12 protein-coding genes and 1 pseudogene are annotated in these 18,248 nt (G+C 32.1%); 10 read left to right on the top strand and 3 right to left on the bottom strand.

Annotation, left to right across the window (positions count from 1 at the left end; genetic code table 11):
- The 3 genes and pseudogenes from B0A78_RS05475 to gldJ form a co-directional block, all read right to left on the bottom strand.
- Positions 1 to 371, bottom strand: a pseudogene (locus tag B0A78_RS05475) (outer membrane beta-barrel protein); the annotation flags it as partial.
- A gap of 351 nt (positions 372 to 722) precedes the next feature.
- Complete coding sequence (locus B0A78_RS05470) at positions 723 to 2,006, bottom strand: UDP-N-acetylmuramoyl-tripeptide--D-alanyl-D-alanine ligase (protein ID WP_014166252.1); 1,284 nt, start codon at positions 2,004 to 2,006, stop codon at positions 723 to 725.
- Between the two features lie 64 nt (positions 2,007 to 2,070).
- Positions 2,071 to 3,792, bottom strand: a complete 1,722-nt coding sequence (gene gldJ / locus B0A78_RS05465) for a gliding motility lipoprotein GldJ (protein WP_097609449.1) — start codon at positions 3,790 to 3,792, stop codon at positions 2,071 to 2,073.
- A gap of 198 nt (positions 3,793 to 3,990) precedes the next feature.
- Between gldJ and porU the strand changes: the two genes are divergently transcribed.
- From porU to B0A78_RS05415, 10 genes are all read left to right on the top strand, one after another.
- Positions 3,991 to 7,815: a type IX secretion system sortase PorU gene (porU, locus tag B0A78_RS05460; protein ID WP_065213088.1), complete on the top strand. Its 3,825-nt coding sequence runs from the start codon at positions 3,991 to 3,993 to the stop codon at positions 7,813 to 7,815.
- Between the two features lie 38 nt (positions 7,816 to 7,853).
- Entirely contained in the window at positions 7,854 to 9,044 is a 1,191-nt protein-coding gene (porV, locus tag B0A78_RS05455) for a type IX secretion system outer membrane channel protein PorV (RefSeq protein WP_014166249.1), read from the top strand.
- Between the two features lie 75 nt (positions 9,045 to 9,119).
- A complete protein-coding gene (cdd, locus tag B0A78_RS05450; protein ID WP_041253268.1) occupies positions 9,120 to 9,602 on the top strand; it encodes a cytidine deaminase in 483 nt (160 codons plus the stop codon).
- Between the two features lie 170 nt (positions 9,603 to 9,772).
- Complete coding sequence (gene pdhA / locus B0A78_RS05445) at positions 9,773 to 10,771, top strand: pyruvate dehydrogenase (acetyl-transferring) E1 component subunit alpha (RefSeq protein ID WP_014166247.1); 999 nt, start codon at positions 9,773 to 9,775, stop codon at positions 10,769 to 10,771.
- 6 nt (positions 10,772 to 10,777) lie between these two features.
- Complete coding sequence (locus B0A78_RS05440) at positions 10,778 to 12,406, top strand: pyruvate dehydrogenase complex dihydrolipoamide acetyltransferase (RefSeq protein WP_065213089.1); 1,629 nt, start codon at positions 10,778 to 10,780, stop codon at positions 12,404 to 12,406.
- Between the two features lie 127 nt (positions 12,407 to 12,533).
- Complete coding sequence (locus B0A78_RS05435) at positions 12,534 to 14,135, top strand: S41 family peptidase (protein WP_014166245.1); 1,602 nt, start codon at positions 12,534 to 12,536, stop codon at positions 14,133 to 14,135.
- Between the two features lie 8 nt (positions 14,136 to 14,143).
- Positions 14,144 to 15,085, top strand: coding sequence for a M20/M25/M40 family metallo-hydrolase (locus tag B0A78_RS05430; RefSeq protein WP_041253518.1), 942 nt, complete (start codon positions 14,144 to 14,146; stop codon positions 15,083 to 15,085).
- Positions 15,075 to 15,758 (top strand): SDR family NAD(P)-dependent oxidoreductase, encoded by a 684-nt coding sequence (locus tag B0A78_RS05425; RefSeq protein WP_065213090.1) that lies wholly within the window; start codon positions 15,075 to 15,077, stop codon positions 15,756 to 15,758. The genes B0A78_RS05430 and B0A78_RS05425 overlap by 11 nt, the downstream gene beginning before the upstream one ends.
- Positions 15,759 to 16,140: 382 nt before the next feature.
- Entirely contained in the window at positions 16,141 to 16,740 is a 600-nt protein-coding gene (locus B0A78_RS05420; protein WP_014166242.1) for a SprT-like domain-containing protein, read from the top strand.
- A 42-nt stretch (positions 16,741 to 16,782) separates the two neighbouring features.
- Entirely contained in the window at positions 16,783 to 17,841 is a 1,059-nt protein-coding gene (locus B0A78_RS05415; RefSeq protein ID WP_065213091.1) for a mannose-1-phosphate guanylyltransferase, read from the top strand.
- The last annotated feature ends 407 nt before the right edge of the window (positions 17,842 to 18,248 follow it).

Here is an 18,248-nt window from a genome sequence, read left to right as displayed (position 1 = left end):
TAAGGATATATTTTATAAATGGCTCCAATGGTTATAAAAGAATAATCAAAACTTAAAGTATAGTTTTTACCTAAAGCATTGTTGAATGTTAATTTGTCTCCTGTGTTTCTGTAAAGGATTTCACCTTGTAAGGCTACTCTTGTATTGGGTAGTTTAGCATTTACAAAAAAACCGCCTTCTACTCCGTAACTTCCTTTAGAATCTAGGCTAAAATGAGTTAAAGAATTGTCTCTGCCAACAATCATTTCGGGAAGATTACTAACGGATGAATGCACCGCACCTATTTTTAATCCGTATGTAAAAGGTTCTGTATGTTGTGAATAAAATTTATTGAAAAAAAGAAAAATTGTGAGAGATATAGTTTTTTTCATTGTTTTTTTTCAAAAATAAGAAAATTCTATAAAAATATAGCTTTATATGGTTTGTTTATTAAATAATTGTTTGTCTGGGTTTTTTAAAAAATATTATTGTGCTGTTTTAAAAAAATAAGGTCTTAAAAGAATCCTTATGTAATTATTGTATACTTCGTCCTGAAAAAGGTTGTTTGTTTATGCTAATAACCAAAACAAAAAGATTTGTTAAAAATTTGTAAATTAATTAAAAAGTTGGTCTAAACTGTATAACTCTGAAGAGAGTTATACAGTTTATTAAGGTATTAGAAAGGGTGTTTTGCGAAAAGAAGTAATTATTCTTAATGAGCAATAGTTGATATTAACTCGGAATTAAAAAAAATCCAGGATTCGTTCAAGAGCCATTCCTCTAGATCCTTTTATTAAGATGGTGTTGTTGTTTATTCCGTTAGGTTTGTTTTCAACAAAATCTTCAAATGATGTGTAATAATGTATGTGTTCTTTTTCTATTTTTGAAGAGTAAAAATTTTTCCCAATAAAATAAAAATTAATAGAAGTGTGGTTTAGGATGGATTCTATTATTTTCTTGTGTTCGGTTAGGCTTTCTTCTCCAAGTTCAAACATATCGCCTAAAAAGGCAATTTTGGAGCCGTCTAGTTGTTGGAAATTGCTTATAGCGGCAGCCATACTACTAGGGTTAGCATTGTAAGCATCTAAAATTATTTTGTTGTTTCCTTTTTCTATTAATTGCGAACGATTGTTTGCGGGGATATAGTTTTCAATAGCCTGTTTTATATCTTGTTCTGATACATTAAAATAAGTTCCAATGGAAATAGCTACATTAATATTATTGGAATTGTATATTCCAATGAGGTTCGATTGGATTTCAATTCCGTTGTATTTTATTTTTACGAATGGATTGGCTTCAATTTTATTTATAATGATGTTTGCTTTTTTATTGTTATCGGTTGAAAAGGTATAACGATTGATGTGTTGTGTTTTTTCTTCTTGAATAGAGTCGTCCAGGTTAACAAAGGCCGTTTTGTTATGAGTTTTTAAATAAGTATACATTTCACTTTTTCCTTTTATAACACCTTCTATGCCTCCAAAACCTTCTAAATGAGCTTTTCCAAAATTAGTGATATAACCAAAATCAGGCTCGGTTATAGAACACAATGACTCGATTTCTTTTTGATGATTTGCGCCCATTTCAACAATAGCAATATCAGTATCTTCTTTGATAGAAAGCAAGGTTAGCGGGACACCAATGTGATTGTTTAGGTTGCCTATGGTGGCTATTGTTTTATACTTTTTAGAAAGTACTACGTTTATTAATTCCTTAGTGGTTGTTTTTCCGTTGCTGCCAGTTAGTGCAATAATAGGAAGTCCTAGTTGATTACGATGGTAGTTAGCAAGTTCTTGTAACGCTTGGAGTGAATTATTTACAAGTAACATTTTATTCTCATCGGTGTAATATTTTTTATCGTCAATAATAACGAAAAGAGCTCCTTTGTTTAGGGCTTCTTGGGCAAATTCGTTAGCATTGTAATTGTCTCCTTTTAAAGCTATGAAAAGGCTGTTAGGACTTATTTTGCGTGTATCCGTGCAAACGGTGTCACACTGTAAAAAGCATTGGTATAATTCTTCTATTCTCATAAAGCTAAAGTACTAAAAAAATAAAATCCCGCAAAAGCGGGATTTTATTTTAAACGAAAGTATGTTATTTTCTATTTCTTGGTGTTTTTTTGAAGTCTGACTTAGGACCTACGCGAGACATAGCACATCTAAATCCGATAAAATCGGTAGCTAGGTCTTGGTTTAAATATCTTCTTGAAGCAGGATCTAACCAGTAAGCTCTGTCTTTCCAAGACCCCCCTTTGTATACTCTTACATTGTCGCCTACTAATGTAGTTCTTTTGTCCGATTTATCAAATTTACGATCCACTTTTCCTGTGCTATCTGGAGCTACTTTATGGATAGGTGAGTTGTACATTCTTTTTTTATCTTTTAAATCTTCTCCTAACTCATCATTTAGGGTATAGAAACGGGAGGATTGTTTGTCCCCATCTCTAAAGCCTATGTTGTTGCTTCTTGAAAAGTTTTGTCTTAAATAGGTTTCGTTTTCGTCAACTGGAACTTGAGCAATTTCGCCTGGTTTGTTTCTAGATAATACTTTACCATTGCTTAAAGTGTCATATTTTATAGTTTCGGAAGTAACAAAAACTATTTTACCATCTTTGTCTATTTGGTTTTTAGTATAAACGTTTCCACGGAAATAGTTAAAATCATTAGCTTCATCATCTACTATAGGGCGGTAAACGTCTTGTACCCATTCGGCTACGTTACCAGCCATATCATAAAGACCAAAATCGTTTGGTTTGTAAGATTTTACAGGAGCTGTAATATCTGCATTGTCATCCGACCAACCAGCAATTCCTCCATAATCTCCTTTTCCTTGTTTGAAATTAGCCAACTGATCTCCTCGTGTTACTCTATTTCCAGAACGAGTGTATTGACCTTTCCAAGGATATTTTTTTTGCCCTCTGTATGTGTTGTATTCACGAGTTCCCACATCGGAAGCAGCTGCGTATTCCCATTCAGCTTCTGTAGGAAGTCTGTATTCAGGGAGTAATAAACCTGAAGTTTTTTGAGCATATACATTTTTAGGACCATCAGTACTAGCAGTTGCTGGATCTTTTCCAGATTTTTTAGCTGATTTGGCACTAGATCTACCGCGGCTTTTTTGAAGTATGATTTCTTCATTTCCGCCAAAAGAGGTAGAAGGAGATACTAAATAAGCCTCTGTGTCAAAACTGTTATTAGCATCAGTATCTACTAGTTTAGCACCTTTCTTCATGTAGCCTTCTCTTTCTAAAAGGGCTTCATTTACGCGGTTAGTTCTCCATTTTGCAAACTCTGTGGCTTGTAACCAATTAACACCAACCACAGGATATTGAGAATAAGCAGGATGGCGCAGATAATTATTAGTCATCGTTTCATTATAACCTAAACGATTTCTCCACACTAAAGTGTCTGGCAATGCACCATTGTATATGTGTTTGTAATTTTCTTCTGTTGGAGGAAAAACTCTTTTAATCCAATCTAAGTACTCCATATACATTATGTTCGTTACTTCGGTTTCATCCATATAAAAAGACTGAACATGTTGCTGCGAAGGAGTGTTATTCCAATCATGCATAACGTCATCTTGAATTTTTCCCATCGTAAACGTTCCTCCTTCAACTAAAATTAGACCAGGACCTGTTTCTTGTTTGGTAAAACTCGAGTTGTACTGGAAACCTCCATTAGGATCATTAATTTTCCAGCCTGTTGCAGCTGAAGTGTCTTTAGTACTAGACTTTTTACTACAACTGGTAGTAAAACTTAAAAGCACCATAGCAGATAAAAGCGCTCTTACTGTCATCGTTTTGTTTACTTTCATACTTTCAGTAGGTAATTATTTAAAGTGATGCAATATAATAATTAACGAGTAATTAGCAATAATACTTACTAAATTATTTTTTCAGCATAGAATTATTCTATAAATATAATAAATCATTAACGATTAAAAAAGTGGTTTATTGCTTATTTAAGTTTATTTTTACCGATAATATTGTCAAATAATTTGGTTTACTTGTGTATGAAATGGGTGTTAATTTTTTTTAGTTTTTTACATTGTTTTTATTTAGAGGCTCAATCTTTAGGGAATATAGAATTAAGTTGGACTACAAAACCTTTAAGATATGATGAAACAAGAATAGTAGCAATTCCTAATTTTCAGCCAGAAGGGCTGGTCTTTAGTTTTGAGAACAAAAGTTTATTGTTTTCAAAAAAAATTGCTGAAAATAGTTTTTCAGAAGAAAGCTCTTTAAAATGCTATGAGATAATAACAGATGAAATTGAAGCATCTGAATTGGGGATTTTAGATCCAAAGAACATTAATGAGTCTATAGATTTCAAAATAAAAAATGTTACCTTTAGAGATGAAACTTCGGTTGTTTTAAGTTTTAATCCAATATATAAGGAAGGAAATGTTTATAAAAAAGTTATTTCTTTTAGTTATTTCTTTAAAGAAAGTGTAAATAAAAAAATGTTTGCAAGAGCTACTACTGGAAATTTACAAAATTCAGTATTACGAAAGGGGGGGTGGAAAAAGTTTTATATTGAAAAATCAGGAGTATATAAAATAACTAAATCTTTTTTGTCTCAATTAGGGATTGATGTTAATGCAGATCCTCGGACTCTGAAGATTTATGGTAATGGAGGAGCTATGATTCCTTTGTTAAATTCTGAAAATTCTAATTTAGATTTACAAGAAAACGCAATTCAAGTAATAGGAGAAGAAGATGGTGTTTTTGATGATTCTGATTATGTTTTATTCTATGGGTTAGGTATGGATAAATGGAGTGAGGAAAATAGGACTCATAATAATTTATATGCGGATAAATCCTACTACTATATAACCAGTGGAGAAGATAAAGGAAAAAGAATACAAACAAAAGTCCAACCTGTTGGTTCCGCGCACGTTTTTTTTGATAAATATGATTTTTATGCCTACCACGAAGTTGATAAATATAATATAGGTGAGTTTGGGAGACGTTGGTTTGGCGAAGAGCTGCATTTAAAGTCTAATTACACCTTCGATTTTTTTGTGCCTAATCTAGTTTTGGGAGAAGAGGTTGTTGTTAATCTTAGTTCTGTTGCAACCAGTGCTAAGTCTTCAAGTATGAACGTAGCTATAAATGGCACGAATCAAGGACTGGTTACTTTTTTGGGAATTTCAGATTTAAGTACAGTAAAAGGGCAAGAAGGTGTTTTTCTGACAAGGTATAGAGAAAATACTTCAAATACGATATCAGTTGCTTTATCCTATAATAACAATGGTATTCCTTCCGCAAAATGTTATTTAGATTTTTTGAGTATCACTGCAAAATCCAATCTGATAGGTTATGGTAAACAGTTTGGTTTTAGAATTAATCAAGTAGAAAACAAGAGTCCTTTAATAGGTCAGTACAACCTCAAAAATGTAGGTTCAGTTAGTGAAATTTGGGATGTAACTACTTTTGATGCGGTTTCTAAAATAAACAAGGGAACAGAAAATGATTTTTCTTTTTTAAGCCTTATAGATAAAAAAGTACATGAGTACGTAGTAGTAGATCCTAATGATTATTACTATCCTAAATTTGATGAGACTTCAAATGTGGTGAACCAAGATTTAAAAGGAAACCTTTTTTTGGATGAAAATAATCAGATTAAACCCCTTGATTATTTGATTGTAACCCCTAGGATTTTGAAATCTCAAGCAGATCGTTTAGCCGATTTTCATAGAAATTATTCAAAATTGAACGTTAAGGTTGTGACCTTAGATGCTATTTATAACGAGTTTTCAACGAGTAAACAAGATATAGGAGCTATTCGTAATTTAGTAAGATACATATATGAAAATGCGCCAGAAGGAAAAAAAATAAATTATTTATGTCTTTTTGGAGATGCTTCTTTTGATTATAAAGACAGGGTAAAAAACAATACTAATTTGGTGCCAAATTTGCAATCATTAGGAAGTTTTACCTTGTCTGACTCGTTTGTTTCAGATGAATTCTTTGGAATGATGGATCCTGATGAAGGGCGTATGACAGGAACAGAAGGATGTGATATAGCTGTAGGAAGAATTTTAGCGAAAGATATTTTACAAGCTCAACAAATAGTGGATAAAATTATTCAATATCATGATAAAAAATCAGTAGGAAAGTGGCGAAATAATCTGGTTTTTTTATCAGATGATGTAGACAAGAATTCGGATGCAACTTTGCAAGTGAATTTGAATAATATGGCAGATGCAATACTAGCCAATCGTCCTTTTTTTAATGCAAAAAAGATTTTTACAGATGCCTATGAACAAATCATTACTTCTGGAGGTCAGAAATATCCAAAAGCAAAAGAAGAGTTTCTAAACTCTTTTTCACAAGGAGCGTTAGCTATGATATATATAGGTCATGGAGGAGAAACAGGTTTGGCGAGCGAGCGTTTGTTTGAATTGGCCGATATAAAAGCGTTACAAAATCCGTATAGATTTCCTCTTTTTATGACGGTAACATGTGAGTTTACTCGTTATGATAATCCTTTAAAAGATACAGGTGGAGAAATTGCTTTTCAAAATCCACAAGGAGGCCCAGTTGCCTTGATTTCTACCTCAAGATTAATTTATCAATTTATAGGAGAACAATATAATTTATTAATAGCCCCTTATTTGTTTGGATATTCAGATAAAGGAAAAGTGTCAATTGCAGAAGCAGTACGTTTAGCTAAAAAAGAATCATTAAATATCGGAAATCATGTAATTTCATTTATTGGTGATCCAGCAATGAAACTGGCTATACCTGACCCAAAAGCAGTAATAACCCATATAAATGATGAGCCAATTGCTACTTACACGGGTAGTTTATCTGCGTTGTCAAAAATAAAGATTTCAGGTGAAATACAAGATGACAAAGGACAGTTGCAAAAGGATTTTTATGGTGAATTATTTGTAAGTATTTTTGATAAGTTTATAGATAAAAATACTTTGGCAAATGATGGTATTTTGCCCAAATTGTCTTTTAAATCTATGGGGGAAACTATTTTTAGAGGGAATGCTAATGCTAAAGAAGGAAAATTTGAATTTAATTTTGTAGTTCCTAAAGATATTGCAATTCCCCTAGGAAATGGGAAAGCAAGTTTTTATGTTGCAGAAGAAACAGGGATAAAAGATAAAACAGGACATGATCTAAATATAAAAGTTGGAGGAATCAACCAAAATGCACCTGAGGATAATATTCCTCCAAAAATGCAGTTATATATTAATGATAAAAATTTTGTTGCAGGAAGTATTGTCAATCAAAAACCAGTATTAATTGTAGAATTACAAGACGAAAACGGGATTAATACAGCAGGAGGAATTGGTCATGATATAGTGGTCTTTTTAGATGGAGATGAAACAAAACCTATTATTTTAAATGATTTTTATAATTCAGTAAAAGACGATTATACAAAAGGAGTCGTAAATTACCAATTTTCAAAATTAGCACCTGGGATACACACTTTAACAGTTAAAGCTTGGGATGTTTATAATAATATGGTGAGCTCAGACTTGAAGTTTGTTGTAATAGATGATTCAGATTTGGTGCTGACAAACGTATTGAATTACCCGAATCCATTTGTTAATTATACAGAGTTTTGGTTTACTCATAATAAGCCCTTTGAACCTTTAGAAGTGCAAGTTCAAGTAATGACAATAACTGGAAAGATTGTTTGGACAAAAAACCAGACAGTGTCTACAACAGGTTTTTTATCAAGAGATTTGATATGGAATGGGAAAGATGATTTTGGAGATAAAATAGGAAAAGGCGTTTATTTATATAAGTTGAGTGTCAAGTCTATTGTGTCAAATAAAAAAGCGGAAAAAATAGAAAAATTAGTAATTTTTTGATAAAAGAAATTATATTTGTAGACATTTTATTTAATTCAATGAAAAAAGTTAGTTTAATAATAATCGGGATTTTTACAGGAGTGAGTGCTTTAGCTCAGTTTCAGAATGATAATAGGGTTATAACCACAGCAGTGCCATTTTTGCAAATAACTGCTGATGCAAGAGGGGCATCTATGGGAGATATGGGTGTGGCAACTTCGCCTGATGCTTTTTCGCAACAATATAATCCCGCTAAATATGCTTTTTCCTTAAAAAAGCAAGGAGTATCCGTTAGTTACACCCCTTATTTAACTGAATTAGTAAATGATATGTCTTTAGGACAGCTTACATACTTTAATAGATTTAACGAAAGAAGTGCTTTTGGACTTGGATTTCGATATTTTGGTTTAGGAGAAATTGAATTAAGAAATGAAACAGGAGTTCAAACGGGCAATGTTAATCCAAATGAATTAGCGCTAGATGGATCTTATTCCTTGCAACTAAGCGATAGATTTTCAATGGGTATTGCAGGTCGATATATTCGTTCTAATTTAAGAATACCTACAAGTACAAATGATGCGAAATCTGCTCAAACATTTGCAGTAGATGTAGCAGGTTATTATGAATCATCTGAAATAGCTTATAAAAATTTTAATGGTAGATGGAGAGGTGGTTTTAACATCCAAAATATGGGACCTAAAATTTCGTATGATTCAGATGTGGAACGTAGTTCTAACTTTTTACCAGCTAATTTGCGTCTAGGAGGTGGATTTGATTTTATCTTTGATGATTATAATAAATTGTCTACCACTTTAGAATTTAATAAATTATTAGTGCCAACTCCTAAAACAGCCATTGATAGTAATGGAAATGGTATTTTAGATGCTTCAGAACAAAAAGATTATCGCGACGCTATTAATCAGTATAATAGTACAGGTTGGGTTTCAGGAATGTTTAAATCTTTTGGTGATGCTCCAGGAGGTTTTAGTGAAGAACTAAAAGAAACTACTTGGGCAGCGGGATTAGAATATTGGTACCAAGATTCTTTTGCTTTTAGAGGAGGTTATTTTAATGAAAGTGCTGTAAAAGGAGCTAGAAAGTTTGCAACGATAGGAGCAGGGTTTAAGTATTCATCTTTAAAAGTAGATGTTTCATACTTATTCTCAATGTCTAAGGTGAAAAATCCATTAGAAAACACATTGCGTTTTTCGTTGACTATTAACTTTGGTGATGATTACGAACAATATTAAAAAAATAAATTATTAATTAAAAATCCAAATTTCAATAAAATGAAATTTGGATTTTTTTTCCCCTTAACATTTATGATGAGAGAAATTAAAATTGACACAAAACTGAGTATTTATGATTCAGTGGCTGAGTTATCGGAGGAAGTAAAAACATTAATGCAAAAAGCCATTGAAGCTCGAATACAGGCGTACGCCCCTTATTCTAAATTTAATGTTGGAGCCGCCCTTTTGTTAGATAATGGACAAATTGTGACAGGTTCTAATCAAGAAAATGCTGCTTACCCTTCGGGTTTATGTGCAGAAAGAGTAGCCATCTTTTATGCAGGAGCACAATATCCAAACGCCAAAATTTTAAAAATAGCAATTACCGCGGGTTCTACTTTATCTGTTACAGATAAGCCTATACCTCCCTGTGGTTCATGTAGACAATCTATTTTTGAATATGAGTATAAACAAGAACATCCTATTGAAATTTATTTTATGGGAGAAACGGGAGAAGTGTATAAATCAGATTCTATAGAAAATCTGTTGCCGCTTACTTTTGATAAAAAATTCTTATGATTTAAAAATTACCTATTAAATTTTACTACTTACTAGGAAAGTTATACTTTTGCAGAGCATTAATTTGGGGATCTCCCATCTTTATGTATTAATTATAGAAAAAAATGCTTTAGTTATTAGCCCGTTAAGCTAATAAGATGTATAATAAATAAAGCAAATAGAAGCTAGATATGAAACCAATTACAAAAGAAGTCTACCTTAAGTGGTACGAAGACATGCAGTTCTGGAGAAAGTTTGAAGATAAACTTGCTGCCTTGTATATTCAACAAAAAGTTAGAGGATTTTTGCATCTATATAATGGACAAGAAGCGGTATTAGCAGGTGCTTTACATGCTATGGACTTGTCTAAAGATAAAATGATTACAGCATATCGTAATCACGTACAACCAATAGGTATGGGTACAGATCCTCGAAAGGTGATGGCCGAATTGTTAGGAAAAGTAACAGGTACGTCTAAAGGTATGGGAGGATCTATGCACATCTTTGATAAAGAACATGGTTTTTATGGAGGTCATGGTATTGTAGGTGCTCAAATTCCTGTGGGTGCAGGGATTGCTTTTGCAGATAAATATTTTGGTCGTGAGGGTGTTACATTAACCTATTTTGGCGATGGAGCGGCACGCCAAGGGTCTTTGCATGAGGCCTTTAATATGGCAATGAATTGGAAATTACCAGTAGTCTTTATCGTTGAAAATAATGGATATGCTATGGGAACTTCTGTAGAAAGAACCGCAAACCATACGGATATCTGGAAATTAGGTTTGGGATATGAAATGCCATGTGGACCTGTAGATGGTATGAATCCTGTGAAAGTAGCAGAAGCTATGCATGAAGCTATTGATAGAGCACGTCGTGGAGATGGTCCAACATTCTTAGAAATGAAGACATACCGTTATAGAGGGCACTCAATGTCAGATGCACAATTATACAGAACAAAAGAAGAGGTAGAAGAATATAAAAAAATAGATCCAATTATCCAAGTTTTAGACATAATTAAAGCTGAAGGATATGCTACAGATGCGGAAATTGAAGTAATTGATCAACGTGTGGCAGATTTGGTAGCTGAGTGTGAAAAATTTGCCGAGGAATCACCATTCCCTACCATAGAACAATTATACGACGTTGTATACGAACAAGAAAATTATCCATTTTTACCTCATAAATTATAAAAAATTATGGCAATAGTAGTTACCATGCCTCGTTTGAGCGATACCATGACCGAAGGGACTGTGGCAACATGGCTTAAAAAAGTGGGAGATAAAATTAAAGAAGGAGATATATTGGCTGAAATTGAAACCGATAAAGCCACTATGGAGTTTGAATCTTTTAATTCAGGGGTATTATTACATATAGGAATTGAAGCAGGTCAAACAGCTCCTGTAGATTCATTATTAGCAATCATTGGTCAAGAAGGCGAAGATATTTCAACTTTATTAAATGGGGGTGTTTCCGAAAAAGAAGAACCAGTTGCAGAAACTAACGTAGAAGCATCTACAACAAATTCTATTTCTTCTTTTGAAATACCAGCAGGAGTAAAAGTAGTTACTATGCCTCGTTTGAGTGATACCATGACAACAGGTACTGTGGCAAGTTGGTTGAAAAACATAGGAGATACTATAAAAGAAGGCGATATTTTAGCTGAAATTGAAACCGATAAAGCAACCATGGAATTTGAATCGTTTAATTCAGGTACTTTATTATACATAGGTGTTCAAACAGGCGATTCAGCTCCTGTAGATAGTATTTTGGCAATTTTAGGACCAGCCGGTACAGATGTTTCAACTGTTTTAGCTAATTTTTCAACTGGAGGTACTGTTGAGATACCTAAGACAGAAATAATTGCAGAGTCAAAAGAAGAAGTCGTTTCGGCTCCTCAAAAAGAAGCATCAAACAACACAGGGAGAATTTTTGCCTCTCCATTAGCTAAAAAAATTGCACAAGAAAAAGGAATTAATTTAGCTTCTGTAAAAGGAACAGGAGAAAATGGGCGCATTACAAAAGCAGATGTTGAAGGATACAGTCCATCAGTAGCGCAGGTAAATGTATCAAGAACCACCACAGATGTAGTAGTTGAAGCGGTGGCAACAGTAGCTGAAGTAAAACCTTTCGTGCCAGCAGGTGAGGTATATCAAGAAGAAGTGAAAAACTCACAAATGCGCAAAGTAATTGCAAAACGTTTATCAGAATCTAAATTTACAGCACCTCATTATTATCTAACAATTGAGTTAGATATGGATAATGCAATGACATCTAGATCCATGATTAATAATTTGCCAAATACGAAGGTATCTTTTAATGATATGGTAATAAAAGCCTCTGCTATGGCGTTGAAAAAACATCCACAAGTAAATTCACAATGGAAAGAAGAGGCTATGATCTTAAACCATCATGTGAACATTGGTGTTGCAGTTGCAGTAGAAGATGGTTTAGTAGTACCTGTATTAAAATTTGCGGATCAAATGACACTGTCTCAAATAGGAACATCAGTAAAAGATATGGCAGGAAGAGCTAAAATAAAAAAGATACAACCTAACGAAATGGAAGGAAGTACTTTTACTATTTCTAACTTAGGTATGTTTGGAATTCAATCTTTTACTTCTATTATTAATCAACCCAATTCGGCTATTTTATCAGTTGGAGCTATTGTAGAAAAACCAGTTGTTAAAAACGGACAAATTGTGATAGGTAATACCATGACCGTTACTTTAGCATGTGATCATAGAACAGTAGATGGTGCCACAGGAGCACAGTTTTTACAAACTTTTAAAGCTTATATGGAAAACCCAGTAACTATGTTAGCATAAAAAAAATAAACCAAAAAATATTAAGTCCCGAAAGTTGAAAAACATTCGGGATTTTTTTATTTTGTAACTTGAAATTACAACCAACAATATATTGTATAGAAACTCATAGGAAACAACATTCGTATAGATGGTTAAAAAAATAAAAAACTTAATTGTAGGCTTGATTTTGATATTATTTCAAAATTGTCAATCAGTGCATAAAGCAAATCAACACATAGAAACTCCTATAGCAATAAAAAAACTACATAAAGATATAGATTTTGTACAGAGAAAATTATTTAAACTGCATCCCTCTTTAGAGTTCTATATTAACAAAAAAGATTTAAAATTTAAATTTGATAGTCTAAAACAAAGTATTAAAAATCCTTTAAAACCAAATGAATTTTATTTTGGAATTAGTAGGGTAGTGGCAAGTGTTAGACAAGGACATACTGCTATACAGCCCTTGTACAAACAATTTACTAGAAGTGAATTAAAATACTTGAAAAAAAAAGGAGCCTATCCTTTGTCTTTATTTAGTTTCTCTTACATTGATGATGAGTTAATTATTACACAAAATTACTCTAAAGATATTACGATAAAAACAGGAACCGTTATAAAAAAAATACAAGGAATAACGCCTCAATATTTATTTGCTAAATATAAAGGAACAGATGCTTCGGATGGTTACAATCAAACGTATTATAATCGAGCCTTTGCCAATAAAATTGTTAATTATTTTAAATTAGAAAAGCAAATTACAGATAGTATACAAGTAGAATTTTCATACAAAGACAGTCTTTATAAAAAACTTTTAACGAGAGTCGCTTTAACGAAAGGATTTAAAAAAGAAAAGACAAAAAAATCAGCAGATTCAATTAAAAAGAGATCTAAAAACGAAAAAGAATTTCGAAGAGCACATGAAAAAGAATTGGAAATAAAAAAATCAATTTTTGGATACGATGAAATAAAAAAAGAGTTTACCCGACAACTAATCTATCCTACAACAGATTCTTCATTAGTCGTATTACGTATAAAAAAATTTGTAGGAGGGAAACAATCAAAAGCTTACGCACTCATATTCAAAGAAATTGAAAATAAAAAAGGAAAGACCTTAGTGCTTGATTTACGAAATAACGGAGGGGGAAGTATTGAAGAAATTAAGAATTTATTTACGTATATTAGTCCCGATTTTGTGAATTTTGTAGATACCTTAAAAGTAACAAATCGAACGAGTTTAGCAACCAATATGTTTCGTAATGTTCCTAAAGGAATTCTGATTTCATTAGCACCTATAGTAGTTCCATATATTATTAAAAATTTGTTTTTGATAAAAAAATCACCCAAAGGCTTTTTTTATCAAAAATCAAAATTAACTGATAGATTGCAACCTAAAGATAATAATTATCAAGGAAAATTATATGTACTTATAGATGGAGGAAGTTTTTCAGCTTCTAGTGTTATTTCAGCTAATTTACAAAATATAAATAGAGGCATTTTTGTGGGAGAAGAAACAGGAGGTGCTTTTAATAGTACGGTAGCAGGAACACTCCCTATATTAACTTTGCCTCATTCTAAACTAAAATTTAGAGTAGGAATGATGGAAATAGGAGTTGTGAAAAAATCAACTATAAAAGGGAGGGGAGTAATGCCGCAAGTTGCGATAACTTCTAAAAAAGAAGATTATCAGAATAACAAAGATGCCGAGTTGCAATGGATTCTACAAACAGAAGGAAAAATTTTAAAATAACTGATAGCATGAATATATATAAGCTAGTAGGTATATTATTAGTTAGTTCTTTTATAAATCTAAATGCTCAAGAAGCAGAAGAACAAAAGATAAAAAGAATTGAAAAAACGTTACAATTTTTAACCTCAGATGAGAATAAAGGACGTGAACCAGGAACACCTGAAATGGAAAACGTAATGGTGTTTTTAGAAAATCAATTCAAAGAAAATCAAGTAAAACCTTTTTATAAAACCTATCGAGATAAATTGTCAGATTATCATAAACCAGCCTATAATATTGTTGGGGTTATAGAGGGAAACGATCCTGTTTTAAAAAATGAATATGTAGTTATTGGGGGGCATTACGACCACATAGGTAGTGCCACAGAGGTAGAAGGCGATAGGATAGCTAATGGAGCTAATGACAATGCAGTGGGAACCACAGCCGTATTAGAAGTAATGCGCTATTTTTCAGAGAAAAAAAATAATAAACGTTCCATTGTTTTTGCTTTGTTTACAGCCGAAGAAAAAGGATTGTTAGGGTCACGTCATTTAGCCCAAAAGATGAAAAATGCAGCAATTGACATTTATTTTATGTTCAACTATGAAATGATAGGCATCCCAATGAATAGAAAAGAAATGTTGGTTTATATGACAGGTATTACCAAATCGAATATGGCTAAAAAAATGAATGAATATGCCAGTGAAAAATGGGTAGGTTACCTTCCTGTAGAAAGTAGATACCAACTCTTTAAAGCATCAGATAATTATCCCTTTTATGAAGAGTATCACATCCCAGCACATACAATCTCTAGTTTTGATTTTGAAAATTATAAATTTTATCATCACGTAAAAGATGAATTTGATAAAATGGATATCCAACATATTCAAAAAGTAACAGAAAAAAGTAAGATTGTACTTGAAAAAATGATTAACGCAGCTACAAAAGAAATTAAGTTAAATGAAAAATAAAAATATTGTCATTACAGGAACCTCCAGAGGAATAGGATACGAATTGGCCTTGCAATTTGCTAATGCAGGACATCAAGTATTGGCTATTTCACGTAAAATGCCACAGCCTCTAATAGAACATAAAAACATAATCTGTCTTGCCGTTGATTTGGCTGTTGAAGAAGATTTATATTCAATAAAAAATTTTTTAAAGCAATCCTGGAAACAAATAGATGTAGTAATCCATAATGCAGGAAGTTTATTGTATAAACCTTTTGAAGAAATTACATCTGTTGAATTTGAAAATGTTTATAAAGTAAACGTTTTTGGCGTAGCAGCATTAACCCGCATCTGTATTCCGTATCTTCAAAAAGGAAGCCACGTGGTAACTATTAGTTCTATGGGAGGCATACAAGGAAGCATGAAATTTGCAGGGCTTTCTGCTTATAGTTCTAGTAAAGGAGCTGTTATAACGTTATCTGAATTACTGGCAGAAGAATATAAAGAAAAAGGAATTGCCTTTAATGTCCTTGCCCTAGGAGCTGTGCAAACAGAAATGTTACAAGAAGCTTTTCCAGATTATCAGGCACCTATAACGGCACCTGAAATGGCAAATTATATTTTTGATTTCGCACTGACAGGAAATAAATATTATAACGGAAAAGTGTTACAAGTTTCCTCAACAACTCCTTGATAAAACTTAAATTGTATGCAAAATTTAATTCTATTATTATAGTCAATACGACCCTCTTTTTATTCAAATAAAAAGAGGCGTTTTATTATTTGTAAAAGAGAAAGTTGAATCCAAAAAAAGAATTGGAGTATTCTGAAACGAAATTTTAAAAAGAAATAAAAGAGTTCTTTAAAACTCTAATGAATTAAAAAAACAATATTCCGATGGTAAAATTTATAAGGTAGATATTAAAGATATATTTAGATTTATAACCTTCTAAACTTTTACAGAAAACATCAATGTAATCAATCGGGTAAAAGAATTAGAAATCCAAGTAAACAAAAAGTTGTTTCATATTCTAATACAAAACAGTTTTAAATTTTAGAAAAAGGAGACTGATATAATGCAAGATACTCTCTTTAAATACCTTCCAGAACAAGCGGTTCCAATGTGTTTTGAATTAATTAAAACAAATCATGTACATTTAAAAATTGTAAATGAGCGTTTAACCCGTCATGGGGATTATAGAAGAGAAGGAAACGGAAGGCACGTTATAACCGTTAATTATTCGCAAAATGAATACCGTTTTTTAATTACGCTCATTCATGAAATAGCACACTTAGTTGCATTTGAAAAATATGGACGAAATATAAAACCTCATGGAGAAGAATGGAAACATACTTTTCAAAGATTGATGATCCCTTTTATTCGACCTGAAATATTTCCACCTTCATTATTATCCTTGATAGCAAGACATTTTCGTAATCCAAAAGCAAGTAGTGATACAGATGCAACCCTAGCTTTAGCATTAAAACAATTTGATCCAGAGAATAATAAACATTATGTTTTTGAGATCCCATTTGGAAGTGTTTTTAGAATCCATAACGGAAAAATTTTTAAGAAGATAGCTCTTCGTACCAAACGTTTTGAATGTTTAGAATTGAATACAGGAAAAACCTATTTGTTTAATCCTAATGCAGAAGTAGAGTTATTACCAAATTAATTTTAATCTTTGTAACTTCGCATCTTGTTACTTTTAAAACTTATGAACAAAAATTATTACGCAATTATAATGGCTGGCGGAGTAGGTTCACGTTTTTGGCCCGTGTCTACCGTACAATTTCCGAAACAATTTCATGATATGTTAGGAACTGGAGAAACGCTGATTCAAAAGACGTTTTCAAGACTTTCGGAAATTATACCAAAAGAAAATATTTTAATACTAACAAACGAAAACTATAATGATATAGTTTTAGAACAATTGCCAGGAGTTAAGCAAGAACAGGTGGTTTTAGAACCAGCTATGCGTAATACAGCACCTTGTATTCTGTACGCTACTCTTAAGATAAAAAAAATAAACCCTGACGCATTGGTCGTAGTTGCTCCATCTGATCATTGGATTGAAGATGAGGTTCAGTTTTGTGCAAACCTACAACAGGCGTTTGATTTTTGCGAACAAGACGAAAATTTAATGACTTTAGGTATTTTGCCTACATTTCCAAATACAGGTTATGGGTATATTGAATACGATAAATTAGATTCAAGACCTATAAAAAAAGTAAAACAATTCCGTGAGAAACCAGATTATGCAACAGCTCGTAAATTTATACAAAGCAGAAATTTCTTATGGAATGCTGGGATCTTCGTATGGAGTGTAAAAAGTGTTTTAAAAGCTTTTGAAGAGTTTCAACCTGCAATGTACAAGCATTTTATGAATGGATATGAAACCTATAATACTGAAAAAGAAGCTGCTTTTATATTAGATAATTATCCGTTAGCTCAAAACATTTCTGTAGATTATGCCATTTTAGAAAAAGCACAAAACGTATTTGTCTTACCAGCTACCTTCGATTGGAATGATTTAGGAACTTGGGGGTCGTTATATGATAAACTGCCCAAAGATGAACAAGATAATGCGGTGGTAAACGCTACCGTATATCTAGAAAATGCAAATAATAATATTATACGTACAGAAGGAAAAAAACTAGTAGTAATAGACGGATTAAAAGATTACATTGTAGTAGATAAAGAAGATGTGCTATTAATATATCCTAAAAATAAAGAACAAGATATAAAAACAGTAGTAGCTAATTTACCCTTGTAAGGGATAATCTTATTTTTTAATGATAAAATAAGCCGTACAAAAAGGAATACTTTCTTAAGGAATTCAAAAAATAAAGTAGGAACATATAGTTTTATTCTGATAAGAGGATGAGTGTCATTTATTTCGTCCTCTTTTTTCGTATCTGACTTTTTTGTTTAAAAAAATAGATAAAGAACTCTTAAAATACCTCATTATTCATTTTATATGATTTTTTCCTTTCAATCGTTCAGTGTTCTTTATTTTCAATAAGATAATCACTGTGTTCAGTCTGGTATTATGAATTGCTCTTTATCTGGTTTGTATATAATGGTATATATGAAATAATCGTTAGTTCGAGCGCGAAGCGTATCGAGAACCAACACTAATTTTTATTGCTTTTCTAAGATAGTGTCTAAATCAATATACAG

Origin of the sequence: Flavobacterium columnare NBRC 100251 = ATCC 23463 (assembly GCF_002530675.1) — a bacterium.
In the GTDB taxonomy this organism is placed as follows: Bacteria; Bacteroidota; Bacteroidia; order Flavobacteriales; family Flavobacteriaceae; genus Flavobacterium; species Flavobacterium columnare.
Note: the sequence above shows the minus strand (reverse complement) of the source record. Positions and strands in the feature narration are given on the sequence as shown.

What these genes read in the sequence shown, in the direction of transcription:
- B0A78_RS05430 (WP_041253518.1), top strand. Translation starts at nt 14,144, where the DNA reads ATGAATATATATAAGCTAGTAGGTATATTATTAGTTAGTTCTTTTATA.
- porV (WP_014166249.1), top strand. Translation starts at nt 7,854, where the DNA reads ATGAAAAAAGTTAGTTTAATAATAATCGGGATTTTTACAGGAGTGAGT.
- cdd (WP_041253268.1), top strand. Translation starts at nt 9,120, where the DNA reads ATGAGAGAAATTAAAATTGACACAAAACTGAGTATTTATGATTCAGTG.
- gldJ (WP_097609449.1), bottom strand. Translation starts at nt 3,792, where the DNA reads ATGAAAGTAAACAAAACGATGACAGTAAGAGCGCTTTTATCTGCTATG.
- B0A78_RS05420 (WP_014166242.1), top strand. Translation starts at nt 16,141, where the DNA reads ATGCAAGATACTCTCTTTAAATACCTTCCAGAACAAGCGGTTCCAATG.
- B0A78_RS05425 (WP_065213090.1), top strand. Translation starts at nt 15,075, where the DNA reads ATGAAAAATAAAAATATTGTCATTACAGGAACCTCCAGAGGAATAGGA.
- B0A78_RS05415 (WP_065213091.1), top strand. Translation starts at nt 16,783, where the DNA reads ATGAACAAAAATTATTACGCAATTATAATGGCTGGCGGAGTAGGTTCA.
- B0A78_RS05440 (WP_065213089.1), top strand. Translation starts at nt 10,778, where the DNA reads ATGGCAATAGTAGTTACCATGCCTCGTTTGAGCGATACCATGACCGAA.
- porU (WP_065213088.1), top strand. Translation starts at nt 3,991, where the DNA reads ATGAAATGGGTGTTAATTTTTTTTAGTTTTTTACATTGTTTTTATTTA.
- B0A78_RS05470 (WP_014166252.1), bottom strand. Translation starts at nt 2,006, where the DNA reads ATGAGAATAGAAGAATTATACCAATGCTTTTTACAGTGTGACACCGTT.
- B0A78_RS05435 (WP_014166245.1), top strand. Translation starts at nt 12,534, where the DNA reads ATGGTTAAAAAAATAAAAAACTTAATTGTAGGCTTGATTTTGATATTA.
- pdhA (WP_014166247.1), top strand. Translation starts at nt 9,773, where the DNA reads ATGAAACCAATTACAAAAGAAGTCTACCTTAAGTGGTACGAAGACATG.